This is a genomic window from Acinetobacter sp. UBA3106 (genome assembly GCA_002365595.1).
GTDB lineage: Bacteria > Pseudomonadota > Gammaproteobacteria > Pseudomonadales > Moraxellaceae > Acinetobacter.
In genome coordinates, this window is record DFAM01000023.1 from 17,470 (window position 1) to 43,319 (window position 25,850).

Below are 25,850 nucleotides of genomic sequence, written 5' to 3' on the forward strand. Positions count from 1 at the left end.
AAGTAGACCTGATTACACGAACAACAAGACAGCAAATTATACGGGGTTTAGCAAAAAAATCGACCATCTTGAGGGATTGATTCATTTCAGAATAAATTATGTTAAGAAGATGAGGACAGGTAAAAGTACTTATTATTTGTATTGAAATAGAATTTCTGCATAAATCCTGAACAGTTTTATTTTTCTGTATACGACTGAAGTATGAGTTTGTCTTGAATGAATAGATTTATTCAGTTAGCATTGCTTTGGGTAAATTTAAATGATTTTATCATTTAGAAAAAAATCAAAAAGTTACATCAAAAAACTTAATAAATTTCTTCAGACTTAGATTTATGAAATTAATACCAACAATTCTTTGTGGTGGATCCGGTTCCCGACTCTGGCCGATATCTCGTGAGCAACATACCAAACCATTTATTCGTTTAACGGATGGTGAAAGTTTGTTGCAAAAAGCTTTTCTACGTGGAGTTTCATTGCCAGCGGTAACCGAGATTTTAACTGTGACGAATAGGGAATTACAGTTTAAAACATTAGATGACTATATAGAGGTGAATAAAACTGAAATACCAACCAGTTTTATTTTGGAACCTTTTGGTCGTAATACTGCAGCGGCTGTAACTTTGGCTGCTTTACATGTCATACAAAACCATGGTGAGGAAGCTCTGCTATTAGTGCTCGCTGCCGATCACTTGATCAATAATTATTCTGCATTTTCAGAGGCCGTAAATCAGGCAATTACTCTTGCAAGTGAAGATAAGCTGGTGACTTTTGGTATTACTCCGAATGCACCAGAAACTGGATATGGCTATATCGAGGCTGATGGAAATAATGTTAAGCGCTTTGTAGAAAAACCATCTCTAGAATTAGCACAGGAATATGTCACTTCTGGTCGTTTTTATTGGAATGCAGGCATATTTTGCTTCTCTGCTGGAACGTTAATTCGTGAAATGATGGAGCATTGTCCAGAGGTTGTGGAATCTGTGCGTACTTGTCTGGAATCTTCTCAGACCATACAAGGTGATAATCGTAAGCAAATTGAATTGAATAAGACTTTATTTGCAGCTGTGCCTGATATTTCAATTGATTACGCTGTCATGGAGAAATCTTCCAATGTAGCGGTGATTCCTTGTGATATCGGTTGGGATGATATTGGTTCCTGGACTGCGATGGATCGCTTGGGCGAACATGATGAAGCGGGTAATACCGTCATTGGTGAGGCAATTCTTCACGATGTTCAGAATAGCTATATTCATAATAATGGTACAGGAAGACTAATTGGGGCAATTGGGGTAGATAATCTGGTGATTGTTGATACTCCTGATGCTTTGCTGGTGACAGATAAATCACGGGTTCAAGACGTTAAGATTTTGTATAACGCACTTAAAGCGCAAAATCATGAAGCTTATAAACTTCATAACACAGTGGTTCGTCCATGGGGCACATATACTGTTCTGGAAGAGGGTGCCCGTTTTAAAATTAAACGTATTGAAGTGAAACCCGGCGCAAGCTTAAGTCTGCAAATGCATCATCATCGCAGTGAACACTGGATCGTGGTCAGTGGTATGGCTAAAGTGCTCAATGGAGAGCGTGACTTTTTTGTTAATACCAATGAATCCACTTATATCCCGGCCGGCCATCAACACCGCTTGGAAAACCCAGGCGTACTTGATTTAGTGATGATTGAAGTACAAAGCGGTGAGTATTTGGGTGAAGATGATATCGTCCGTTTTCAAGATAATTATGGACGCGTTTAATGATTGGCTTTTTAAAACCTTTATGGGGATATCGTGGTTTTATCTATGGAAGTGTCAAGCGGGAATTTCAAAGTAAATACCGCAATTCCTTATTGGGAGGAGCATGGACTTTTCTAAACCCATTAGCCATGATTGTAGTCTATACAGTAATTTTCTCTCAGGTGATGAAGGCTAAATTACCCGGTATTGAAAGTGGCTTTGCATATAGTATTTATTTATGTGCAGGCGTGCTGACCTGGGGATTGTTTGCTGAAATTGTGGGTCGCGGTCAAAATATTTTTTTAGAGAATGCTAATTTATTGAAAAAAATTAGTTTTCCACGCATGTGTTTACCCATTATTACTGTGCTGAATGCCAGCGTGAATTTTGCTATTATTTTTTCTTTATTTTTGATTTTTCTAATTATTGTTGGCTTTTGGCCAAGTTGGGCGATTTTTTCGATTATTCCTATACTACTGGTTCAACTTATATTCTCAATAGGCCTGGGCATGACTTTAGGCGTGCTCAATGTCTTTTTTCGAGATGTCGGTCAGTTTTTTGGAATTTTTTTACAATTTTGGTTCTGGTTAACACCTATTGTTTATCCAGTCGCTATTTTACCAGAATCCATAAAATCCATAATAGTAATAAATCCAATGTATCCAATTATCCAAGCATATCAGGGGGTTTTAGTTTCTGGTCAAATGCCTGATTTTATAACTCTTGTTTATCCATTGATATTGGGTTTAGGGCTGTGTGCCTTAGGCTTAAGCTTGTTTCGTAAACATGTTGGTGAAATGGTGGATGAGCTTTAATGGGCACAATTACAGTTACTAATTTGGGTAAAGCATATAAGCAATATTCCAATAGATGGATGCGTTTGCGGGAGTGGTTTACACCTGGCAAGGCTAAATATCATGAACTTAAATGGGTATTGCAAAATATTAATTTTACCGTTCAACCAGGTGAGGCAGTAGGCATCATTGGGATAAATGGGGCGGGAAAAAGTACATTACTAAAACTCATTACTGGCACCACGCAGTCCACAACAGGCAGTGTCCAAATAGAGGGTCGAATCGCAGCAATGCTCGAGTTGGGGATGGGATTTCATCCTGACTTTAGCGGTCGTCAAAATGCCTATATGGCTGGGCAGTTATTGGGAATGACCAGTGCAGATATAGATCGGTTGATGCCAGATATAGAAGCATTTGCTGAAATTGGTGACTATATTGACCAACCTGTACGGGTATATAGTAGCGGTATGCAAATGCGTCTGGCGTTTAGTGTAGCAACTGCAATTAGACCTGATGTGTTAATTGTAGATGAAGCACTTTCAGTTGGTGATGCATATTTTCAGCATAAAAGTTTTGAACGGATTCGAGAGTTCCGTAAACAAGGCACTACATTATTAATCGTTAGCCATGATAAACAAGCCATTCAAAGCATTTGCGACCGCGCTATTTTATTAAGTCAAGGCCGAATCGAAATGGAAGGTGAGCCAGAAGCAGTCATGGACTATTACAATGCTTTGTTGGCTGAAAGAGAAAATCAGACTGTAAGACAACACGTTTCTAATGACGGGAAATTGCAAACTATTTCAGGTACAGGCGAAGCGACAGTAGATGAGGTGATGCTGCTCAATGAACAGGATCAGCGAGTTGAATTTATAAATGTTGGTCAACAAGTTAAATTAAAAGTTGTGGTAAGAGCTGTTAACGATATTCCCGAACTTGTTCTTGGTTATATGATTAAAGACAGGCTGGGCCAGTCCATCTTTGGTACAAATACACATCATCTGAAACATAAAATAAAAGCAGTAAAAAAGGGTGCTGTAGTGAATTTTACCTTTCAGTTTGCTGCTAATTTGGGGCCAGGTACTTATTCAGTTGCAATTGCTTTACATGCTGATGACACCCATATAAATAAGAATTACGAATGGCGAGACTTGGCGCTCGTTTTTAATGTTCTTAATATAGATAAAGAAAATTTTGTTGGGGTAGCCTGGTTACCATCTACTGTGGAGCATTCTCAGTGAGCGATAATTTTTATAGGGCTTTTGAGGAAAAATATCGGGGACCAAGTGAGTTAATTATCTCACGCCTACGGGCATATCTTCCTTTTATTTCACCTTTGAAGGAAATCTATCCAGTAGCACCAGCGACTGATTTAGGTTGTGGGAGAGGTGAGTGGCTTGAATTACTCCTACAGGAAGACTTTTTACCTCAAGGTGTAGATCAAGATGAGGAAATGCTTCAAGGCTGTGTTGATCGAAATCTTCCTGCTCAGAAAGGAGATGCTACTGAATATCTTTCAGCACTTCCTGATGAAAGCCAAACTATAGTTTCAGCTTTTCACGTTGTAGAGCACATCTCTTTTGATCAGTTACGTACATTAGTTTCAGAAGCGCTACGCGTATTGAAACCAGGTGGCTTATTGATTATGGAAACTCCGAATCCTGAAAGTATTGCTGTTGCCACTAAATTTTTTTATTTAGATCCAACTCACCAAAGACCAATCCCCCCCCAACTACTTTCTTTTTTGCCAGAGTATTATGGTTTTTCCCGTACAAAAATCATGAGATTACAAGAATCTAAAGAACTTGTAGGGAAATTATCACCTACATTAAATGATGTATTTGAAGGTGTAAGTCCTGACTATGCGGTGATAGCACAAAAGACGGCTTCAACTGAAATACTGGAGCTATTTGATCATGCATTTAATCAAGAATATGGTTTACAACTAAATACTTTAGCTGAACGTTATGATACGGCTTTTTTAGATAAGGTACATCAAGCTGAAGTAAAAGCCCGACAAGTAGATAATATTGAAAATCAGTTAAAACATATTATCCATTTAACAGAAAATAAGGTACATCAAGCTGAAGTAAAAGCCCGACAAGTAGATAATATTGAAAATCAGTTAAAATATATTAGCCATTTAACAGAAAATAATGCTCATAATTTAGAGTTAGAGCTAAGCAAGCTACAGCAGGAGATCGCTAGTTTCGAACTAACTCAGCAGGAATTACACTCACAAATAGGCTATTGGCATGGAAGAGTTTTAGATCTACACCAAAGTACGTCTTGGAGAATAACCCGTCCTTTAAGATTTATAAAAAAGGTTATATCGGGTGAAATATTTGAAACTACTCATCGTATTAGATCCTATGATATGAGTAAAAAAGTATTATATCTACTGATCAGATCTAGCATTAATTTTGTTTCAAATAAACCATACCTACGTTCTGGAATCATATCAATTACCAAGAAATTTCCTCGATTACATCAACGTCTTGTTCAGTTTTCGGCAAAAGGAAATCTAACTTTCAATACAAAAGTAGAGGGCATTAGCTTAAACAGCAATGAAACTATAATTTTGACTCCTTATGAATCTGAAATAAATAAAAAACTTAAGAAAGTTATTAATGAAAAAGGAGCCGATAATGCGGATTGTTGTTGATGTGCAATGTGCCCAAAGTGAGGCCTCAGGTCAAAGAGGTGTTGGCCGATATGTTGTAGAAATTGTTAAAGCACTGGCTAAATTAACTAAAGATAAACATGAGCTAATTTTACTTGCAAATTCATCACTCGGATCTAGTAAAGCTGAAATTTATGATATTTTTGGTGCCTCAGTTCCGCCTGAAAATATTAAGTTCTGGCTGCAACATTTTGACGATATAAGTGGGATTTCAGGTAATCCTGCACATAGAGCCGTTGCAGAATTAATCAGAGAATGGTGTATTTGTAAGCTTAATCCTGATGTGTTGTGGATTCCTAATTTTCAAGAAGGATGGAACGAGAATGCTGCTACGAGTATAGGCAGATATCATAGTGACATGATTATATGTACAACCTTACATGACGTAATACCACTGATCTATGAAGATAAATATCTCAGCAGTTCTATTCGAGGTTGGTATTTAGAAAAGATTGATCAAACAAAAAAATCAGACTTAATTTTAACTGTTTCTAATTATTCTAAACAAGAAATATGTAACCGTCTTTATATTGATCCAGATGATGTTGTAGTTGCTGCAAATTCTTATAGATCAGATGTTTTTTTTCATAAGTCATGTTCTGTTAAAGATGTTATAGCGTCCCTTAATGATGAAAAGTTTTTTCTATATGTGGGAGGGGCTGATGATCATAAAAATTTAAGTTCCTTACTTAAGGCTTATTCAAAACTTAGTCCTAACCATCAGAATTCCTATCCCCTTGTTATGGTAGGAAAGGATATCCAGCAGGCAGAAGAACATTTTAGAAAAATTGCAGAGAAATATTTAATACCTAGACAATGTTTAATATTCTTAGGTTACGCACCAGATGAACATATTTCTATACTATATAATAAATGTGCTGCATTTGTTTTTCCCTCCTATAGTGAAGGCTTCGGATTACCTCCATTAGAAGCAATAGCATGCGCTGCCCCAGTTTTGGCTGCAAATTCTTCGAGTTTACCTGAAGTAGTGGGTTGTCCAGAGGCCCTATTTGATCCATTTGATATTGATGAATTAGCAGGAAAACTTAATAAAATTATTATTGATAAAAATTATCGTTCTTTATTGATTGAACAGGAAAAAAAACAGCTTGAAAAGTTTTCTTGGGACAAATCTGCTGGCTTAATTTTAGAAAAGTTTGAAGATCTTTATTTAAATAGAAAAATTAAAGATCAAAAAATAGATGAAGAAGATCTAATTATTAAAGAAGCAGGAGAGTTAATCAAAACTTATCATTTGAATGACAGGGAAATCAGAGTAATAAGTAAATCTATCGGTGCAAATCACCCAAGTGTTAAAAATAAGATTTATATAGATATTAGTTGTTTAATTCATTTTGATCATGCCACAGGTATACAACGTGTGGTAAGAGCCATACTGCATGAATTATCGACTAACGAATTTAGTAATTATTCTGTTGAACCAATTTTTTCTTATAGTGGACATCATTATTTTTATCATTCTTTAAATATAAATGGAAAACTGCATCCTGTTGAAGAATCTTCTCTTAGAGAGTCAATTGTACATTTTTTCCCTGGTGATCATATTTTAATTCTCGATCTTCATCCCGGCAGTTTTATTGCCAAAAAACCAATATTAAATGAACTACAGATACGTGGAGTAGTTGTCGGTGTAGTGGTTTATGACTTGTTGCCAGTTCAGTTCCCAGAATTTTTTGTACCTGACCTATCTAATGAGTTCATAGAATGGCTTAAAGTTGTTGCACTCGCAGATTATGCCCTATGTATCTCTCAAGATGTTGCGACAAAATTAAAAGAATGGATTAACGATAATGTAACTGAGCCAAATCGATTTCTTAAAATCAGACATTTTTATCTTGGGGCTGATATAGATAGTTCGATACCATCTACAGGGCTCCCGAATGATTCAAATTATGTATTAGAAAAAATAAAAAATTCAAAGTCATTTTTAATGGTAGGTACTGTTGAGCCACGCAAAGGGCATGATTTAGTATTAGATGCTTTTGACATTTTTTGGTCTCAGCCTGACTCTGACAAAGTGCTTGTTATTGTGGGGAAAGAAGGTTGGCGCAATGAGAAGGTTATCAACAAGATAAGAAATCATAAACAACTTGGAAAAAGATTATTTTGGTTACAAGGAATAAGTGATGAATATTTGAATTTGGTATACAACTCTTCAACGTGTCTAATAGCTGCAAGTGTAGGCGAAGGATTTGGTCTTCCACTTATTGAAGCAGCAAAATACAATATTCCCATAATCGCCAGAGATATTCCTGTATTTCGAGAGGTTGCAGGGAGTCAAGCAGCTTATTTTAATTGTACTCATGATAGGGAATTAGCCACCTTTATAGAGAATTGGATTGAACTTTTTCTACAGAATAACCATCCAAAAACTTCTTCTATTAATGCTTTAACATGGAAGCAAAGTACAGTTCAACTTATGAAAGCATTTGATTTAACTTGATATTTATATTGCGGAATTACTAATTTATTATTAGGTATATTATGATGAAAATTTCAATTATTACGGGTATTACCGGTCAAGATGGTGCTTATTTAGCACAGCTATTACTTGAAAAGGGGTATACAGTTTACGGGACTTATCGCCGTACAAGTTCGGTGAATTTCTGGCGTATTGAAGAATTAGGGATTGATCAACATCCGAACCTTCATTTGGTTGAATACGATTTAACGGATTTGTCTTCGAGTATTCGACTTTTACAAACTACCGGTGCGACTGAAGTATATAACCTGGCAGCACAAAGTTTTGTCGGCGTGTCTTTTGATCAACCTGTAACGACAGCAGAAATTACAGGTATTGGACCTTTAAATTTACTTGAAGCTATCCGAATTGTGAATCCAAAAATTCGTTTTTACCAAGCTTCAACTTCTGAAATGTTTGGTAAGGTTCAGGCGATTCCACAAGTGGAAGACACTCCATTTTATCCGCGTAGCCCATACGGTGTTGCAAAGCTGTATGCGCATTGGATCACCATCAATTATCGTGAAAGTTATAACATTTTTGGTTGTAGCGGCATTTTATTCAACCATGAGTCTCCGCTACGTGGTCGCGAATTTGTGACCCGAAAAATTACCGATTCAGTGGCAAAAATCAAACTGGGTAAACTGGATGTACTGGAGCTCGGTAATCTGGATGCCAAGCGTGATTGGGGCTTTGCTAAAGAGTATGTAGAAGGCATGTGGCGTATGTTGCAGGCAGATGAGCCTGATACATATGTGTTGGCAACAAACCGTACTGAAACTGTTCGCGACTTTGTAGCGATGGCATTTAAGGCTGCGGGTTATACGCTTCGTTTTGAAGGAAAAGACGAAAATGAAGTCGGAATTGATAGCGCAAGCGGTCAAGTTCTCGTACGTATCAATCCAAAGTTCTACCGTCCTGCTGAGGTGGAATTATTAATTGGTAATCCTGAAAAAGCCAAAGAAAAATTAGGTTGGGAACCTAAAACAACCTTGGAAGAGCTTTGCCAAATGATGGTAGAGGAAGACTTACGTCGTAACACACAAGGTTTCTCATTCTAATGATTAATGCAGTCAAAACAGTATTGATTACTGGCAGTGAAGGTTTTACTGGACAATATATGGCAGCAGAAATGCAAGCTGCCGGATATCATGTAGCAGGCTTAGGTTCTAAGTCTGCTCTTACTGTTGACTATTATCAGGCTGACCTGACGAATATTGCAGAATTAACTGCAGTAATTGCACAAGTACAACCTGATATCGTCATTCATTTGGCTGCAATTGCATTTGTTGGACATGGCGATGCGAATGCTTTTTATCAGATTAATTTACAAGGCACACGTAATCTTTTAGAAGTATTAGCAAAAGCTGAAAAAAAACCAGAAGCAATACTGCTTGCAAGTAGTGCAAATGTATATGGAAATACCTCGGAAGGAAGCCTTTCTGAAAATACATCGCCTGCACCTGCCAACGATTATGCGGTAAGTAAATTAGCCATGGAGTATATGGCCAAACTTTGGCAAGACAAATTGCCTATTATTATCACTCGACCTTTTAATTATACCGGTGTCGGTCAGACAGAAAATTTCCTATTACCCAAGATAGTTGCTCATTTTAAATCTCAAGCGAATGTAATTGAATTAGGTAATCTTGAGGTATGGAGAGATTTTAGTGATGTACGAGCAGTGGTTAATGCTTATCGTTGCTTAATCGAGGCAAAAGCATTTGGACATACGGTTAATGTCTGTTCTGAAGAGGTCTATTCATTACGTGAAATAGTGGCTATGTGTGAAGAAATTACTGGTCATCACATAGACATTCAGGTCAACCCGGCATTTGTTCGTGCCGGTGAAGTCAAAACCCTGTGTGGAGATGCGACCTTACTAAAAACAATAATAGGGGATTGGCAAGTCCCCAAACTTCATGAAACTTTAAGCTGGATGTTAAAAAGCGAATGAAAGTTATTTTATCTATAGACGCTGTACGCTTTCCGCTGACCGGTATTGGCCGATATACTTATGAACTGGCAAGACATTTACAAGATTCTCCGGAGATTACAGATCTGCGCTTCTTTACTGGTAAAAAATTTTTACCAGAGTTACCTAAGGTGACTGAAGAAGCAGGAAATCAGCATAAACTTAAGCAGTTGGTTCAAAGTAGTTATTTAGCGACAGAAGCTTATAGATTATTAATGCCTTGTTTAAAGGCAAGAGCTTTACGTGGCAATAAAGATTTCTTGTTTCATGGTCCCAATTTTTTTCTTCCGCCCTTTGCCGGTCCAAAAATCGCCACTTTTCATGATTTATCTCCGTTTACCTGGAGTGAATGTAATACGCCACAGCGTATTAAATACTTGCAAAAAGAATTAAAAAACACATTAAAACAAGCAGATGCCTTAATCACAGACTCTGAATTTACCCGACAGGAATTGTCTAATTATTTTTCTTGGCCGATCGATAAAATTCATGCAGTACCCCTAGCATGTGGTCCAGAGTTTCATCCCCGGTCAGCGGATGAATTGGCTCCATGTTTACAACAATACGGTTTAAAAAGTGGCGAATATGCACTTTTTGTGGGAACGATTGAGCCACGTAAAAATATTATGGCTTTATTAAATGCCTATGCCATGTTACCTATGAGTCTTAGACAACGTTATCCACTGATATTGACCGGATATCAGGGCTGGCGAAGTGAAGACATACATCAAAAAATTCAAAAGGCTGAAAAAGAAGGTTGGGCAAAGTATTTAGGCTTTTTGCCTGCAGAGCATTTACCTTTTATTTTTTCTGGAGCTAGACTGTTTGCATTTCCTTCTTTATATGAAGGTTTTGGTTTGCCGGTCTTGGAGGCTATGGCTTCGGGTATACCTGTGGTATGTTCAAACAGTTCATCATTGCCGGAAGTGGTCGGTGATGTAGCGTTAATGTCCGAAGCTCAAGATATAGATCAATTATCTGAACTTTTAGCTCGGGGATTGCAGGATGATACTTGGCGAAAATGGGCCATTGAAAAGGGCCTAGAACGAGCATCGGTATTTTCCTGGTCGCTTTGTGCACAGCAAACTACTCATGTATATAAAAAAATAATGGTGTCTTCTTCTTGAAAGTTTTACATTTTTATAAGGCTTATTATCCCGATAGCCTGGGCGGTATTGAACAACTCATATGTCAACTTGCTGAGGGGGTAAGAACTCATGGAGTTTCTGCTGAAGTCTTGACACTCAGTAAGCGAGGCGCGACCCGAAATCAGCCATATGCTCATCATATTACGCATACGTCCAAGCAAGATTTTTATTTAGCATCGACTGGATTTTCACTATCCGTTTTTAAAGATTTTCAGGAATTAGCTGAACAGGCAGATATTGTACATTACCATTTTCCATGGCCATTCATGGACTTGGTGCATTTTGCCACCCATTGCCAGAAACCTACTGTATTAACTTACCACTCAGATATTGTTAAGCAGAAGCTACTATTACAACTATATAGCCCTTTGTTGCATCGATTTATGAATAGTGTGGATCACATTGTTGCAACTTCTCCCAACTATACGGTTACCAGCCCAATCCTGCATCGTTACCAGCATAAAACGAGCATTATTCCAATTGGACTTGATCGGGCGTCCTATCCTCCAAGTGATAGAGCACGTCGGGAATATTGGCAGCAGCATTTGCGCGGGCGTTTCTTTCTGTTTGTTGGTGCACTACGTTATTACAAGGGGCTGCACATTCTGGTCGAGGCTATGAAAGATGTGGATTTGCCCGTTGTCATTATGGGGGCAGGGCCTATGGAAGATGAATTGCGTCAGCAAGCTGACAAAATGGGTTTAAAGAATATTCATTTCTTGGGGCGATTGCCTGATGAAGATAAATTTGCTCTGCTTGAACTATGTTTTAGTGTAGTGTTTCCATCACACCTTCGTTCAGAAGCCTTTGGTATTTCTTTACTGGAAGGAGCGATGTATGGCAAGCCTTTAATTTCAAGTGAAATTGGAACTGGCACAACATACATTAATATTCATCAAGAAACGGGTTTGGTTATCCCGCCATCAGATCCGGTAGCTTTACGCGATGCCATGCTCGCGTTGTGGCATGATCCTATTTCAGCTCAGCGATATGGACAAAATGCCAAGCAGCGTTATGAAAAACTTTTTACTGCTGATCTTATGACAGATCAATATGTAAAATTGTACCGTTCGCTACTCGATAATAGTCATGATGCAGTAAAAAGTTAGAAGCTCAATAATAAAAATGCAAGAAAATCAGGCCTATCTGTCCTTTCTGCTCAAAGCAACAACACAGCAGAAAGGAGTGGATAGGCCTTTTATATGGCTATATGAATTATTCAATACAAAACCACTGACTAGTCAATTCTGTATATTGTAAATTTCATAAAATTGAGTATGTTTAATTATGAGAATAATAAAGTATGAGCAGATAAATGATGCTTTTAGAAGAGATTTTTAAAAGTAAAAAAGCAGAGCATTCAGATTACTTCAACTTAAGAATCCACCGGGGCTTAAGCTGGCTAAAAAAATCAGTCGAACTGGATAGCGACCTTGATCTTAAATTCATGAGTCTGTGGATTTCATTCAATGCCATTTATGCACAGGACGCCGGATTAAATCAGGACAAGCAGTCATTACGGCAGTTCTTATATTTAATCTGTCAAAAAGATCAGGAACATAAAATCTATCATATTTTGTGGGATAAATTTAGCCAACCCATCCGCCTGCTTTTAGAAAATCCCTATGTATATCAGGGCTTCTGGGATTATCAGAATCAGAAAATTAGCCAGCGTAGCTGGAAGGAAGACTTTGATCAGGAAAAGAAAAAGGTTCATAAAGCCTTACAGGAAAAATCCTCGGTAGATATTTTATTTGTTGTTTTTAATCGCCTTTATACTTTACGTAACCAGATGATCCATGGCGGTGCAACCTATAATAGTTCGGTTAATCGCCGGCAATTGCAGGATGCCTGTAATATCTTGGTGGCCTTATTGCCCATATTCATGTTGGTACTTTTGGAAAATGCCAAAACCCTAGATTTAGGCAAACCGTTTTATCCCGTGGTGCAAGTATCCTAAAATAAATTCTGAAACTGAAAATCCAGATAAAAAGCTGTTTCAATAATCAGATCCAGCTTTTATTTTACGAAGGGGAAGATGCACGAGTGTGATAACGCATATCCAGAAATGCAAAAAAGGCAGCGCAAAGGACCAGACTCAATCCGGCCATACAGGTCATGTTCCAGCCGCCATGATGCCATGAATAAACGCCGAGTGCCGAACCACACGCCCCACCAATAAAGTAAGAGGTCATATAGATGGAATTAATGCGTGATTTGGCATCTGGACGCAACCGGAAAATAATACTCTGATTACTGGTATGCACCACGGTCAAACCCAAGCTGATGATACCGTAACCCACAACATAGCCCCATAAAGCCTGGCCGCCAATATAGAAAAACAGCCAGCTGATCATCAGCAATGCCAGACCGATCCATGTGAGAGCCAGGGTATGTCCCTGATCGGCAATTTTGCCGATTTTAGTGGTCGAGAGAGCTCCAAATACACCAATTAAAGTCACTACACCCACCAGAACATCTGATAAATGAAAGGGTTCGGAACTAAGTAAAACGGCAATGGTAGAAAACAGGGTACTCATAGCAGCAAAAATAAAAGCACCAATCAAAGCGCGCAATCCCAAACGTGGTTCCTGTTTTAGTAAAACCGCCATAGATTTAAAAATTTGCGCATAGCTCATTTTTAATACTGTGATGTGAGGCAGTTTGGCTTTGAGTAAAAAAGCCAAGATCAGCATTAATACCCCACTGACTGCATAGATGAGTTTCCAGTTGAACAGATTAGAAAGTAAGCCTGCCAAACTGGTAGACAGCAGTAAACCGACGAGCAGCCCACTCATCAGGAAGCCAACCACTTCACCAGTTTTTTCCGGTTTCACCGCCATAGTCGCAAAGGGAATAAGAATCTGGGCTGCAACAGAAAACAAACCTGTAATCATGGTTCCCAGCCAAAGCATGGGTAAATTGACCGCGAAAGCACAAATGAATAGTCCAATGGCAGCGAAAAACATGAGCAGTGGAATGAATTTGGTTTTATTGACAATGTCACCCACCGGCACAATAAACAGCAAGCCAAGTGCATAAGACACCTGGGCAAAAGTCACCGTTAACGCCACTTGTGACTCAGCTACATTAAAATATTGCTGGATGGAATGGATTAAAGGCTGGCAATAATAGTTGGCTCCCGCACACAGACCACAAGCCATGGCCATTAGCCAGAGCAAGGATTTATCCTGGCTGATGTCGAGAGAAGTCTTCATAACAGTCCTTGTTTTATTTCAGGCAAGCAAAGATGGCTGGCATTGCCAAGTCTATGCAGAGTATACAATCTGGAAATGCAAATATACGGGAAAAGCACTCTCTTGTTTGGTTTTTTAGGGCTATTTTGCAAGCCTTGTTTTTAGGTTTAGTCTGATCTGAATTAGACCGGACAAAACTTAATGCGAGAATTTCTTTTTCGACAGGGTAATCATCATTACCCCAATAATATTCAGCACACAGCCCAACCACTGCATGGCATTTAAATGCTCACCCAGAAAAATGGTGGCCAAAATAATGGTCAGAATCGGGCCAATAGAGGCAATCATGGCCGACTGTGCAGCACCCAGCCGGGCAATACTTTGCGCCATCAGAATGGTGGGTAAAACAGTCACTAAAAAGCCCAGGGCAATCCCGTACCCAATTACACTGGAAGGAAGCTGTGCCAATAAATACAGCGGTTGTGGTGTGGCAACAAAATAATGGATTAATGTACCCATACAGGCCACAGAGAGGGTCAAACCGGTGAAATTCCAGGAACCAAATTTTTCAATCAGGCGAGGGGTGAGCAATAAATATATGGCAAAACTAATGGCACTGGCGAATACCAGACTTGCCCCAAGCCAGAAATTACCTTCATGAGAGACATTGCTTTGTTCCTGCAACATCACAATGACCGTACCCCCGTAACTTAAAGCGATGGCCAGCATACTTTGCAGGCTCAGTTTCTGTTTATAAATAACACTGGAAGCCAAAACGGTCAGGGTGGGATAAAGAAATAAAATAATCCGTTCGAGGGATGCACTGATATACATCAGACCGGCAAAATCCAGCCAGCTTGAAAAGTAGTAACCGATCAGCCCGGCAACAATCAAAAGAACCCAGTCTTTGGCTGCCATGTTTTTATTGTGATGACGGTTGAACCAGCAAAGCAGCAAGAAAAACGGTAAGGCGCTGACCATTCTTAACGCCATCAGCACCGTGCCATCGACCAGAGGTGACAAGGCATAGGTTTGCTTAATAAAAATGGCTTTGGTACTAAACAAGAAAGCAGCACAGATCGCAAACAATGAACCTAGTTGTGTTTTCGTTAGACTCAGTTTCATTTTATCTACCTGATGAAGGCTTCTGATCTGAAAGTAGGAAGGTAAGCGTGAATTGTAGAGTTTTTAGTCCTCAAGGTTAAATACAAAAATATGATGGCTATGATTCCAATATGGAATGATTAAGTCTAAGAAATCAGGCTAATTGAGGTGAATCGACATAATTCTTAATCCCTATCACAAATCAGGCGCATAAATATTGGGTAAATTATATTCAGACAACCCGTGTTAAAGGTATGGCTGAGCTGTAAGCTGAGGATTAAATTGAATAAAAAAACCTAAATGAGCCTAAAATATGATTATCTGCACCAAGTTGGTGCGAAAAACACACAATTGACTGGGGTCAAGATTAAAACATCATCAAGCGAAATGGTGAGGAAAAAAATATTCATGCATTTTTTTATCTTATTAGACTTATGATGAATAAGCATAAAACATCAAAAAAAATATAAAAATAAGGAAAATAAGCAATTTTTATGGCAGATTTAATCTTCATTTTCAGGAAAAATAGTAGTTCTTGCAATGATCATCTTTTCATCTGAAAAAATAGGCGAAATCTGTCAAATCTGCCAATTGGGTAAAGACAAGCATCTAAATTTAATAATTTTATAGATAAATCAGGCAACTTTGCAGACTTATAGGAAATCTAGCCGCCTAATTACACCTGTCAGAAAGATCAATCCTGTATTTTGAGCGGCGATCCAATCCCAGTTTGCCTTATTTAAATTGCATAACGCTGTTAAGTTTGAAACTGGTCTATAAAGTCAAACAGAACAGTTCAAATGAAAGTCAAAGCAATAAATGAGGTATTGCACGATTATTTTTATGAATCACCAGTTCAAAATATGGGTATTTATTAAATAAATATTGGGTGGTAATTTAAAAAAGTTCAATTAGAATCCAAAAATTCAACAAAAACGCATCCTGGGGGAAACATTGCTTACCGCGATGTTTACTTAAGAAAAATTAGCTTGAGGAACGCTCATGCAGATCGGAATCCCAACCGAAACTGTGGTCGGTGAAAATCGTGTGGCTGCAACGCCAGAAACAGTAAAGAAGTTGATCAGTGCTGGTCATACTGTAGTCATTGAACGTAGAGCAGGTGTAAAAGCTGCTTATATTGACAGTGCTTATGAACAGGTCGGCGCCAAAATTACGGATGATGCCTATACCGGCAGTCAGATTATTTTGAAAGTTCGTGCTCCTCACGGCGACGAAATTCAAAAGCTTGCGCCAAATACCGCAGTCATTGCGATGTTTGACCCGTATCGCAATACTGAACTTGATCAGTTTGCATCGCAGCAGGTTTCTGCATTTGCATTAGAGCTTTTGCCTCGTACGCTTTCCCGTGCTCAAAACATGGACGTGTTGTCTTCTCAAGCTAACTTGGCCGGTTATAAGTCGGTACTTTTAGCGGCAGCAGAATATCAACGCATGTTCCCCATGCTGATGACTGCAGCAGGTACGGTAAAACCGGCTCGTGTTGTGATCATGGGTGTAGGTGTTGCCGGTCTGCAAGCGATTGCGACTGCAAAACGTTTAGGTGCTGTGGTAGAAGCAACAGATTTACGTCCAACTGCACGTGACCAGGTGGAATCACTTGGCGGTAAGTGGTTAGACGTTCCGATGTCTGATGAAGAAAAACAAAAAGCTGCTGACGCTGCTAAAAATGGTTATGGATGGATGCCAGGTGAGCAATACATCAAAGACCAGGCTGCCATTGTCGACAAAGCAGTTTCCAATGCTGACATCGTGATTACCACTGCACTTTTACCAGGCCGTGATGCACCGCGTTTAATTCGTACTGAAACGGTTGCCAAAATGAAACCAGGATCAATCATTCTGGACATGGCGGTTGAATCGGGCGGTAACGTTGAAGGCTCAAAATGCGGCGAAAACGTGGTGACCGATAATGGCGTAACCATTCTCGGTATTCCAAATATTCCTTCTACAGTTGCGACTGAAGCTTCAGCGCTGTATGCACGTAACGTTTTTAATTTCCTCGAGACACTGTTTGATGCAGAGAAAAACTTTGCCATCAATCCGGAAGAAGAAATTCAAAAAGCCCTTCTAGTAACTCATGGCGGTCAAGTACTGCTGAAGCGTGGTTAAGGAGATAGATCATGGTTGAAACGATTACAATTTTCGTCCTTGCCATCTTCGTAGGTTACTACGTGGTTTGGGGCGTAACACCTGCTTTACATACGCCATTGATGGCTGTAACCAATGCATTGTCTTCGATCATTATTGTCGGTGCGATGATTCAAACCGTAGGTTTACCAGTCATTGGTGTTGATGCCAACGTAGCTTTTCAAAGCGTGAATATCGTAAGTATTTTAGGTGCAGTAGCTGTGTTCCTGGCAAGCATCAACATTTTCGGTGGTTTCGCCGTGACTGCACGTATGCTTGAAATGTTTAAGCCAAAGCAAAAGAAGAAAGAGGGATAATCAATGGAATTTATTCGAGAATATGCCAATTGGTTCTACTTGATCGGTGCCATTCTTTTTATCTTGACGCTACGTGGCTTGTCAGGTCCTAAGACTGCAATTGCCGGTAACCGTTACGGTATGATTGCGATGGCAATTGCCGTGATCACTACTTTCTTTGTCGCTGAACATCCAGTCGTTTGGATGATTGTTGGTGCAATGGTTCTGGGTGCTGTTGTAGGTATTGCCCGTGCACGTACCGTTCCTATGACACAAATGCCTGAAACTGTTGCCTTGATGCACTCGCTCGTTGGTTTGGCTGCAGTTTTAATTGCCATTGCTGCAATTTTGCATAACAACCAGTTAACAGCGTTATTTGCACAAAATGAAGCGGCTTTAACTGCTGCTGGTGTTCAGCATGCACACATGAGCAGCGTTCATTTATTTGAATTGTTTGTTGGCTGTTTCGTGGGGGCGATTACCTTTACAGCATCTGTATTTGCTTACGGTAAACTGGCTGCGAAGAAATGGGCAAAAACCATCTCGGGTACCTGGGTTAAACCGGTACAAGCGATTATTTTCTTGGCAATGCTGGGTTGTGGGATCAACTTCTTCTTAACCGGCGACATGACATCGTTCTGGGCAATGACTGCACTTGCACTTGCATTTGGCTGGGTATGGATTGCACCGGTCGGTGGCGGTGATATGCCAGTCGTGGTATCACTGTTGAACTCATTCTCTGGCTGGGCAGCAGCGGGTATTGGTTTCACTTTAGAAAACAATATGTTGATTGTTGCAGGTTCACTGGTAGGTTCTTCAGGCGCAATTCTGTCTTACATCATGTGTAAAGCCATGAACCGTTCTATCATCAACGTATTGTTTGGTGGTGCAATGGGTGGTGCAGCAGTTGCTTCTGGCGACAAAGGCGAACAGGTTCAGCGTAACCACCGTTCAGGTTCAGCAGATGATGCGGGCTTCCTGATGTCAAATGCAGACAGCGTGGTAATTGTACCGGGTTATGGTATGGCGCAAGGCCGTGCACAAAATGCGGTGAAAGAGCTATGTGAAATCCTGAAAGAACAAGGTGTAAAAGTACGTTTTGCGATTCACCCGGTTGCAGGTCGTATGCCTGGTCACATGAACGTATTGCTTGCTGAAGCTGACGTGGCATATGAAGACATTCTGGAAATGGATGAAATCAACTCTGACTTCCCGGCAACTGACGTGGTGTTAGTCATCGGTGCAAACGACGTAGTGAACCCTGCGGCAAAAGATGACCCAACTTCACCAATTTACGGTATGCCAATTCTGGAAGCGCATAAAGCACGTACCATCATGGTGATCAAGCGTTCTATGGCGACTGGTTATGCAGGTCTGGACAATGACTTGTTCTATAACGAAAAAACTATGATGATCTTCGGTGATGCCAAGAAAGTTGTGGAAGACATGACTAAAGCCATTAACGGCGGCGGTCACTAAATCCACGCTTCAAAAGTCCCTCTTTATGAAAGAGGGATTTAGGGAGATTAAAACCACCTTCGGGTGGTTTTTTATTGCCAACGCAATTTCTTAATCATTGAGGCTCATTGAAACAAAGACTTCTATATTCAGTGCCTGTTAAGCTATTCTTTTGCAAGTTTTTAGCAATAGCCAATTCACAGGAATGAATAGCCAATGGAACTTAGACAGCTACAGTCCTTTGTCACAATTGTGGAACAGGGAAGCATTGGCAAGGCCGCGCAAAAGCTGGATGTTGGAACCTCAGCTTTAAGCCAGCAAATTTCCAAACTGGAATCCGAACTCTCGACCCGATTACTTCAGCGTTCCGCTTTAGGCGTTACTCCCACACCCGCTGGTTTGGCATTTTTTAAACAGGCTCAACTGGTGCTGCGTCATGCCAATCAGGCAATTCAAGCGGCACAGTCATCGCGTTTGGTGGGCTATGTCAGTGTCGGTTTTCCACCGAGTACAGCCTCCATTTTAGCGGTGCCTTTCCTGAAAATTATGGCAGAGCGTTATCCTGATATTAAGGTTCATCTGGTGGAAAGCTTATCCGGTAATCTGGTGCAACTGATTAATTCCAGACAGCTGGATGCTGCCATTATTTTTAGTCAGGACATAGATAAAAACTGGTCTGTACAGCCGCTGGTATCTGAGTCTATGTTTCTAATTGGGAATGATGAGTTCTACAGGATTTATCATTTAGAAGATTATTTAAAGCAGGGTTCGCTACCATTAAGTGCAGTCGAAAATCTGCCTTTGGCATTGCCGAGTACCAATCACGGTTTAAGGAAACTGGTAGAACAACAGCATTATGAATTGAACGTGGCCTATGAAATTGATGGTTTAAGTTTGCTGATGAATACTGTTGCGAATTTGTGTGTCGGCACCATTCAACCCGGAAGTGCTTTTATGAATGTGAGTGGACAGCATTTAAATTTTTTAAAAATAACCTCACCTTCCATTGACCGGACAAATTATCTGATTAGTTTTCCTGAAGATGAGCTGTCTCCCGCAAGCCTGGCTGCAAAGGCTGTGATTCGTTCATGTATGACTGAGCTGATTCAGCAGCATGCCTGGCCGAGTGCAAAACTGCTTTAGTCTTTAAAAAAATTAAACACCCCATCGCTTTTAGCCTCTCACTCCAAACTTGAGTTATCCCCTACAGTTGCGCCAAAGAGTAGGGGATCTATCACATGTACGATGTTGTAGTAATCGGTGGTGGCAATGCAGCTTTATGTGCTGCAATCACTGCACGTGAAGAAGGTGCAACGGTTCTATTATTAGAAGCTGCACCAAAGGAATGGCGTGGGGGCAACTCTCAACATACACGTAATTTGCGCTGTATGCATAACCAGCCTCAAGATGTACTGATCGATGCCTACCCAGAAGAAGAATATTGGCAAGATCTTTTAAAAGTAACTGGCGGCAAGACCAATGAACATCTGGCACGTCTAGTCATTCGCAGTACCGAAACCTGCCGTGAATGGATGAAAAAGCACGGAGTCAACTTCCAGCCGCCATTATCGGGCGCACTGCATGTCGCACGTACCAATGCCTTTTTTATGGGTGGCGGCAAAGCTTTAGTCAATGCCTATTTCCGCAGTGCCCAGGAATTGGGTGTGGTGGTGAAATATGAAACCAAAATCCAGGAACTCGTTTTAGACCAGGACAAATTTGTTGCAGCCATTGCTGAAGATGACACCCGTTATGAAGCCAAAGCCTGTGTATTGGCGGCGGGCGGCTTTGAATCGAACCGTGAATGGTTGCGCGAAGCCTGGGGGGAAAACGAAGCTGGGGAATGGCCGGCAGATAATTTTATTATCCGCGGTACGCGCTTTAATCAGGGCAACTTGCTGAAATTTATGATTGACCAGGGTGTAGATGTGATTGGTGATCCTTCACAGTCGCACTGTGTTGCAGTCGATGCACGTGCCCCGCTTTATGATGGTGGCATTTGTACCCGGATTGACTGTGTGTCACTGGGTATTGTGGTGAACAATCAGGCCAAACGCTTCTATGACGAAGGTGAAGATTTCTGGCCAAAGCGTTATGCGATTTGGGGACGTCTGGTTGCCAAACAGCCACAGCAAATTGGCTATTCCATTATCGATTCAAAATCGGTCGGGCGTTTCATGCCGCCTGTATTTGAAGGGGTGCAAGCCCATTCCATTCGTGAGCTGGCGCAAAAAATTCATCTTGATCCGGATCAGTTAGAACAAACCGTAAAAGAGTTTAACCAAGCCTGTGTCAAAGGCGAGTTTAACCATACCGTTCTAGACAATTGTCATACCGAAAATTTAAGTCCTGCAAAAACCCATTGGGCCGTACCGCTGGATACACCACCTTTTTATTCCTATGCCTTAAAACCTGGCATTACCTTTACCTATTTAGGTTTAAAAGTCGAAGATGATGCTGCCGTACGTTTTAACAATGTGCCCAGTCCAAACCTGTATGTGGCGGGGGAAATGATGGCAGGGAATGTACTCGGACAGGGATATACCGCAGGCGTGGGGATGTCGATTGGAACCACTTTTGGCCGAATTGCCGGGAAAAATGCAGCAGCAGCTGCTTTAAATAAAAGCGCCTTAATCACGGAGGCGATGTAAATGAACGCACCCACTAAAAATTTAATTCCTACCGTTCAATTGACAGACAATGAAGAACAAGTCAAACAAGCCCTACAGATTTGTAATGCTTGCCGCTACTGTGAAACCTTCTGTGCTGTATTCCCAGCTATGACCAAGCGTCTGGAATTTAATGAAGCCGATATCCATTACTTAGCCAATCTTTGCCATAACTGCGGTGCGTGCTTACATGCTTGCCAATATGCACCACCACATGAATTTGGTGTAAATATTCCTCAAGCGATGGCACAAGTACGTCTTGAAACCTATCAAAAATTTGCTGTGCCACAAAGCTTTGGTCAGCTTTATCAAAAAGCGGGCATTACCTTGGTCAGCGCATTGATCGTGACTTTTATCTTCTTCTTGCTTGCAGGTTCACTCATGCAAGGCAATGATTTATTTGGGCTATATGAAGGTAATTTTTACGCTATTTTCCCACATAACTTTCTAGCTGTGCTGTTCGGATCTGTATTTGCTGTGGCATTTATTCTTTTAGGATTAGGCATACGCAAATTCTGGAACCAAACGTCCGAAGTAGTTTTAGGCGGTGTTGAACAGCCAGATATTCTGCAAGCAGCAAAAAATGTACTGACCCTCAAATATCTCGATGGTGGACATGGAAAAGGCTGTAATGAAGAAGATGACCGCTATACACAAATTCGCCGTGTATTTCATCATTTCACCATGTATGGATTCTTACTCTGCTTCTTGGCGACCAGTGTGGCGACAGGCTATCACTACTTCTTAGATCTGCATGCACCTTATCCCATTTTTAGTCTGCCTGTGATTTTAGGAACATTGGGTGGCTTAGGGCTGGTGATTGGTCCCATGGGATTGCTCTACCTTAATTTAAAACGTGACCCTAAACATGGTGATGCGAAGCAAAAACTAATGGACCGTGGGTTTATCTTCCTTCTCCTTCTTATCAGTTTGACTGGTCTCGCCTTATTGGCATTCAGAGACAGCGGCATGATGGCGCTGTTATTGATTACTCATTTAGCCACAGTCATGACTTTTTTCTTAACCATTCCATTTGGCAAGTTTGCGCATGGCTTCTACCGCAGTGCAGCGCTATTGAAATTCGCTGTAGAAGAGCGCCGTAGTAAAAAAACCAAATAAATCAACATTATTAATTTGTATTTCGACTTGATCTTATGACCAGGGAGGTTCGATATGACTGTACAAAATACAAAAAGCGGAACATTTAGAAAGATTCTGAATGTGACCAGCGGCAATTTTCTAGAACAGTATGATTTTTTCCTGTTCGGGTTCTATGCGACGTATATCGCAGCAAAGTTCTTTCACTTGGAAAATGAATATGTTTCATTGATGATGACATTTACAGTCTTTGCAGCCGGGTTTCTAATGCGTCCTCTGGGTGCCATCTTTCTCGGTGCCTATGTGGATAAAGTGGGACGTCGTAAAGGTTTGATTGTGACTTTGAGCTTAATGGCTTTAGGCACCATCTTGATTACCTTTGTTCCAGCGTATGACCAGATCGGGATTATTGCCCCTATTCTAGTGGTGGTGGGGCGCCTGTTACAAGGTTTCTCGGCCGGGGTAGAAATGGGAGGGGTATCTATCTATCTGGCGGAGATTTCAACAGACAAGAACCGTGGTTTTATTACCAGTTTCCAGTCGGGTAGTCAGCAAATTGCGGTAGTGTTCGCAGCCTTGCTCGGTTATTCCATTAACATGATGCTGACACCGGAGCAGGTAAGTGACTGGGGCTGGCGGATTCCATTCCTTGTGGGCTGTTTAATCATTCCACTGATTTTCCTCCTGCGTCGTACTCTGGAAGAAACAGAAGCATTTAAAGCACAGAAAACCCATCCAACCGGCAAAGAAATTTTCCAGACCATGGTCAGCAATTGGAGAGTGGTAATTGCAGGTATGCTGATGAGTGCAATGACCACGACCACGTTCTACTTCATTACAGTTTACACCCCAATTTACGCTAAACGAGAGTTGGACTTATCGACCACCGACAGCTTGCTTGCTGCGGTCATTGTGGGTTTATCCAATTTTCTTTGGTTACCGATTGGTGGCTGGATTTCAGACCGTATTGGGCGTCGTCCGGTATTATTAAGCATCACCATTCTTGCTATTTTTACCGCTTATCCAGCCTTAAATTGGTTGGTACACAATACGACCTTTACTAACCTGATCATTGTATTGTTGTATTTTTCATTCTTCTTTGGAATGTACAACGGCAGTATGGTTGCCACACTGGCAGAATCTATGCCTGTACGCGTAAAAACGGTCGGTTTCTCTTTGGCCTTCAGTTTGGCAACCGCATTGTTTGGTGGGGTGACGCCTATGATGAGTACCTTCCTGATTGAGCAAACAGGAAATGTAAGTATGCCGGCAGTCTGGTTAATGTTTGCTGCGACCTGTAGCCTGTTGGCAAGTTTGTATTTATGCAAACGTTTGCCGAATAAAAAGACGGTATATCAGCAAACGGAAGCTTAAGGTCTTCTATCTTCATAACAACCACCTTCGGGTGGTTTTTATTTTTTAGAATAGATGATTTTTCAATAGAGGATGGATGCAAAATAATGAAGCAAGATATAAGGTCTCAGCCCATATTTTAACTGCTTTGGTGCAATATTGACCAAACATGTGGCTGCTATGCATTATGAAGTACCATTTAACAATTTATTTTTATTATTCATTTAAAAAGTAGAATTTCTTTGTGGTTTCAAAAACTCCACGTCTCTTAAGTTAAGCGTGTTTCTTAGCCTATTTAAAATAAAAAATATATCCCGAGAAATTGGCATTTGTTTTGCATTTTTGAACATGAGTTTTAGGGGACTGTTCATGAAAATAATAAAGTGTCTAGTGGTGCTGTTCTGCGTATGTTCATTACCTGCATTTGCAAGTGAAACTGCGACAAATACAGCCAATATTCAAGAAATACGTTTATCACTCGACAGCGTCTGGGTGGTCATCGGCGGGATTTTGGTCTTCTTGATGCAGGCCGGTTTTGCAATGGTGGAAAGTGGTTCTGTACGCAGCAAGAATACCGTTAACGTGTTAATGAAAAATTATATGGATGCTTGTCTTGGAGGATTGGTCTTCTGGCTGGTGGGATTTGGACTCATGTTCGGCGTGAACTCTTCAGGCTGGATTGGCACCAGTCATTTTGCACCCAATGAAATGGATGGCTGGCATTGGAACTTGCTGTTCTTTCAAATGATGTTTGCTGCTACAGCAACCACAATTGCCAGTGGTGCCATGGCAGAGCGCATTCATTTTGTCGCCTATATTGTAAGTGCTGCCGTGGTCAGTGGCCTGATTTATCCTGTTTTTGGCAGTTGGGCATGGGGCAGTATTTTTGATGGAGCAGGCTGGTTGAAAGCATTAGGATTTATCGACTTTGCCGGTTCGACCGTGGTGCATTCCATTGGGGGGTGGGTGGCTTTGGCCGGAATTATTGTTTTGGGTCCGCGCTTGGGGCGCTTTGGCCGTAATGGGCAAAGCCATTTTTTAGCCGGACATAACTTACCCTTGGTGGCCTTGGGTGGTTTTATCCTGTGGTTTGCCTGGTTCGGTTTTAATGCGGCATCGACTGTAAATGCCAGTGTCAGTATTGGCCGTATTGCCTTAAATACCCATCTGTCGGCCTGTGCCGGTGCAGTAGCTTATATGCTGTATGCCTTAATTCGTGGCAAGGCGATCCTTATGAAGACCACTATCAATGCGTCATTGGGTGGCTTGGTGGGGATTACGGCGGGTTGTGCCACCATGTCGCCACTCTTTGCAGTTATTACCGGTGCCATAGCCGGGTTACTGGTGAGTACCTTACCTGCGTTAATAGAAAAATTAAAACTGGACGATGTGGTGGATGCAGTTACCGTACATGGTTTTTGCGGGGCGTGGGGAACAGTCGCTGCCGGCCTGTTTTTTGAAGCCGATATGTTCAACTCGCAAATTGTGTCTATTCAGGTTTTAGGTGTACTGGCAGCATTTGCCTGGGGATTCGGAATCGCGTTGATTACCTTTAAAGTGCTGGAAAAAATGTTGGGTGGCTTACGTGTCAGCACGCAACATGAACAACGTGGCCTGGATTATACCGAACATGCCGAGCTGTCTTATCCTGAATTTCAGCGTGATGTGACTTTTGAAACAGATGATATTACCAAACGCCACTAAACCAAAAA

General features: G+C 40.8%; 20 protein-coding genes. 18 read left to right on the plus strand and 2 right to left on the minus strand.

What is annotated here, in order from left to right; translation table 11 throughout:
* Window positions 1-332 precede the first annotated feature (332 nt).
* From B4C48_RS12540 to B4C48_RS12585, 10 genes are all read left to right on the plus strand, one after another.
* The gene (locus B4C48_RS12540; RefSeq protein WP_291357013.1) at window positions 333-1,754 is read left to right on the plus strand and encodes a mannose-1-phosphate guanylyltransferase/mannose-6-phosphate isomerase; all 1,422 of its coding nucleotides are present in this window, start codon (window positions 333-335) and stop codon (window positions 1,752-1,754) included.
* Entirely contained in the window at window positions 1,754-2,548 is a 795-nt protein-coding gene (locus B4C48_RS12545) for an ABC transporter permease (protein ID WP_291357015.1), read from the plus strand. The genes B4C48_RS12540 and B4C48_RS12545 overlap by 1 nt, the downstream gene beginning before the upstream one ends.
* Entirely contained in the window at window positions 2,548-3,768 is a 1,221-nt protein-coding gene (locus B4C48_RS12550; protein ID WP_291357017.1) for an ABC transporter ATP-binding protein, read from the plus strand. Before B4C48_RS12545 ends, B4C48_RS12550 begins: the two co-directional genes overlap by 1 nt.
* A complete protein-coding gene (locus B4C48_RS12555) occupies window positions 3,765-5,192 on the plus strand; it encodes a class I SAM-dependent methyltransferase (protein ID WP_291357019.1) in 1,428 nt (475 codons plus the stop codon). Before B4C48_RS12550 ends, B4C48_RS12555 begins: the two co-directional genes overlap by 4 nt.
* Window positions 5,176-7,674 (plus strand): glycosyltransferase family 4 protein, encoded by a 2,499-nt coding sequence (locus B4C48_RS12560; RefSeq protein WP_291357021.1) that lies wholly within the window; start codon window positions 5,176-5,178, stop codon window positions 7,672-7,674. Before B4C48_RS12555 ends, B4C48_RS12560 begins: the two co-directional genes overlap by 17 nt.
* Window positions 7,675-7,715: 41 nt before the next feature.
* Complete coding sequence (gmd, locus tag B4C48_RS12565; protein ID WP_291357023.1) at window positions 7,716-8,753, plus strand: GDP-mannose 4,6-dehydratase; 1,038 nt, start codon at window positions 7,716-7,718, stop codon at window positions 8,751-8,753.
* Window positions 8,753-9,649, plus strand: coding sequence for an NAD-dependent epimerase/dehydratase family protein (locus tag B4C48_RS12570; protein WP_291357025.1), 897 nt, complete (start codon window positions 8,753-8,755; stop codon window positions 9,647-9,649). Before gmd ends, B4C48_RS12570 begins: the two co-directional genes overlap by 1 nt.
* Complete coding sequence (locus B4C48_RS12575) at window positions 9,646-10,794, plus strand: glycosyltransferase family 4 protein (protein WP_291357027.1); 1,149 nt, start codon at window positions 9,646-9,648, stop codon at window positions 10,792-10,794. The genes B4C48_RS12570 and B4C48_RS12575 overlap by 4 nt, the downstream gene beginning before the upstream one ends.
* The gene (locus B4C48_RS12580) at window positions 10,791-11,924 is read left to right on the plus strand and encodes a glycosyltransferase family 4 protein (protein ID WP_291357029.1); all 1,134 of its coding nucleotides are present in this window, start codon (window positions 10,791-10,793) and stop codon (window positions 11,922-11,924) included. Before B4C48_RS12575 ends, B4C48_RS12580 begins: the two co-directional genes overlap by 4 nt.
* 206 nt (window positions 11,925-12,130) lie before the next feature.
* A complete protein-coding gene (locus tag B4C48_RS12585) occupies window positions 12,131-12,775 on the plus strand; it encodes a HEPN domain-containing protein (protein WP_291357031.1) in 645 nt (214 codons plus the stop codon).
* Window positions 12,776-12,839: 64 nt separating this feature from the next.
* On the opposite strand, the gene B4C48_RS12590 is transcribed toward B4C48_RS12585, so the two are convergent.
* The gene (locus B4C48_RS12590) at window positions 12,840-14,033 is read right to left on the minus strand and encodes an MFS transporter (RefSeq protein ID WP_291357033.1); all 1,194 of its coding nucleotides are present in this window, start codon (window positions 14,031-14,033) and stop codon (window positions 12,840-12,842) included.
* A gap of 177 nt (window positions 14,034-14,210) precedes the next feature.
* Window positions 14,211-15,137, minus strand: coding sequence for a DMT family transporter (locus B4C48_RS12595; protein ID WP_291357035.1), 927 nt, complete (start codon window positions 15,135-15,137; stop codon window positions 14,211-14,213).
* Between the two features lie 981 nt (window positions 15,138-16,118).
* On the opposite strand from B4C48_RS12595, the gene B4C48_RS12600 reads away from it, so the two are divergent.
* From B4C48_RS12600 to B4C48_RS12635, 8 genes are all read left to right on the plus strand, one after another.
* Complete coding sequence (locus B4C48_RS12600; RefSeq protein ID WP_291357037.1) at window positions 16,119-17,246, plus strand: Re/Si-specific NAD(P)(+) transhydrogenase subunit alpha; 1,128 nt, start codon at window positions 16,119-16,121, stop codon at window positions 17,244-17,246.
* Between the two features lie 11 nt (window positions 17,247-17,257).
* Window positions 17,258-17,581 carry a proton-translocating transhydrogenase family protein gene (locus B4C48_RS12605; protein ID WP_092820282.1) on the plus strand — a complete coding sequence of 108 codons (324 nt, stop codon included), beginning with the start codon at window positions 17,258-17,260 and terminating at the stop codon, window positions 17,579-17,581.
* A gap of 3 nt (window positions 17,582-17,584) precedes the next feature.
* On the plus strand, window positions 17,585-19,039 hold the full coding sequence (locus B4C48_RS12610) for an NAD(P)(+) transhydrogenase (Re/Si-specific) subunit beta (protein ID WP_291357040.1): 1,455 nt from the start codon (window positions 17,585-17,587) through the stop codon (window positions 19,037-19,039).
* Window positions 19,040-19,234: 195 nt separating this feature from the next.
* A complete protein-coding gene (locus B4C48_RS12615; RefSeq protein WP_291357042.1) occupies window positions 19,235-20,161 on the plus strand; it encodes a LysR family transcriptional regulator in 927 nt (308 codons plus the stop codon).
* Window positions 20,162-20,256: 95 nt separating this feature from the next.
* Window positions 20,257-21,669 (plus strand): FAD-dependent tricarballylate dehydrogenase TcuA, encoded by a 1,413-nt coding sequence (tcuA, locus tag B4C48_RS12620; RefSeq protein ID WP_291357044.1) that lies wholly within the window; start codon window positions 20,257-20,259, stop codon window positions 21,667-21,669.
* Window positions 21,670-22,806 carry a tricarballylate utilization 4Fe-4S protein TcuB gene (gene tcuB, locus B4C48_RS12625; protein WP_291357046.1) on the plus strand — a complete coding sequence of 379 codons (1,137 nt, stop codon included), beginning with the start codon at window positions 21,670-21,672 and terminating at the stop codon, window positions 22,804-22,806.
* A 54-nt stretch (window positions 22,807-22,860) separates the two neighbouring features.
* Window positions 22,861-24,159: an MFS transporter gene (locus tag B4C48_RS12630; RefSeq protein WP_291357048.1), complete on the plus strand. Its 1,299-nt coding sequence runs from the start codon at window positions 22,861-22,863 to the stop codon at window positions 24,157-24,159.
* Window positions 24,160-24,507: 348 nt separating this feature from the next.
* Window positions 24,508-25,842 carry an ammonium transporter gene (locus tag B4C48_RS12635; protein ID WP_291357051.1) on the plus strand — a complete coding sequence of 445 codons (1,335 nt, stop codon included), beginning with the start codon at window positions 24,508-24,510 and terminating at the stop codon, window positions 25,840-25,842.
* The last annotated feature ends 8 nt before the right edge of the window (window positions 25,843-25,850 follow it).

Coding starts and splice junctions, on each gene's coding strand:
- tcuB (WP_291357046.1), top strand. CDS start 21,670: ATGAACGCACCCACTAAAAATTTAATTCCTACCGTTCAATTGACAGAC.
- tcuA (WP_291357044.1), top strand. CDS start 20,257: ATGTACGATGTTGTAGTAATCGGTGGTGGCAATGCAGCTTTATGTGCT.
- B4C48_RS12560 (WP_291357021.1), top strand. CDS start 5,176: ATGCGGATTGTTGTTGATGTGCAATGTGCCCAAAGTGAGGCCTCAGGT.
- B4C48_RS12615 (WP_291357042.1), top strand. CDS start 19,235: ATGGAACTTAGACAGCTACAGTCCTTTGTCACAATTGTGGAACAGGGA.
- B4C48_RS12570 (WP_291357025.1), top strand. CDS start 8,753: ATGATTAATGCAGTCAAAACAGTATTGATTACTGGCAGTGAAGGTTTT.
- gmd (WP_291357023.1), top strand. CDS start 7,716: ATGATGAAAATTTCAATTATTACGGGTATTACCGGTCAAGATGGTGCT.
- B4C48_RS12630 (WP_291357048.1), top strand. CDS start 22,861: ATGACTGTACAAAATACAAAAAGCGGAACATTTAGAAAGATTCTGAAT.
- B4C48_RS12600 (WP_291357037.1), top strand. CDS start 16,119: ATGCAGATCGGAATCCCAACCGAAACTGTGGTCGGTGAAAATCGTGTG.
- B4C48_RS12590 (WP_291357033.1), bottom strand. CDS start 14,033: ATGAAGACTTCTCTCGACATCAGCCAGGATAAATCCTTGCTCTGGCTA.
- B4C48_RS12545 (WP_291357015.1), top strand. CDS start 1,754: ATGATTGGCTTTTTAAAACCTTTATGGGGATATCGTGGTTTTATCTAT.
- B4C48_RS12575 (WP_291357027.1), top strand. CDS start 9,646: ATGAAAGTTATTTTATCTATAGACGCTGTACGCTTTCCGCTGACCGGT.
- B4C48_RS12550 (WP_291357017.1), top strand. CDS start 2,548: ATGGGCACAATTACAGTTACTAATTTGGGTAAAGCATATAAGCAATAT.
- B4C48_RS12540 (WP_291357013.1), top strand. CDS start 333: ATGAAATTAATACCAACAATTCTTTGTGGTGGATCCGGTTCCCGACTC.
- B4C48_RS12635 (WP_291357051.1), top strand. CDS start 24,508: ATGAAAATAATAAAGTGTCTAGTGGTGCTGTTCTGCGTATGTTCATTA.
- B4C48_RS12605 (WP_092820282.1), top strand. CDS start 17,258: ATGGTTGAAACGATTACAATTTTCGTCCTTGCCATCTTCGTAGGTTAC.
- B4C48_RS12585 (WP_291357031.1), top strand. CDS start 12,131: ATGATGCTTTTAGAAGAGATTTTTAAAAGTAAAAAAGCAGAGCATTCA.
- B4C48_RS12610 (WP_291357040.1), top strand. CDS start 17,585: ATGGAATTTATTCGAGAATATGCCAATTGGTTCTACTTGATCGGTGCC.
- B4C48_RS12595 (WP_291357035.1), bottom strand. CDS start 15,137: ATGAAACTGAGTCTAACGAAAACACAACTAGGTTCATTGTTTGCGATC.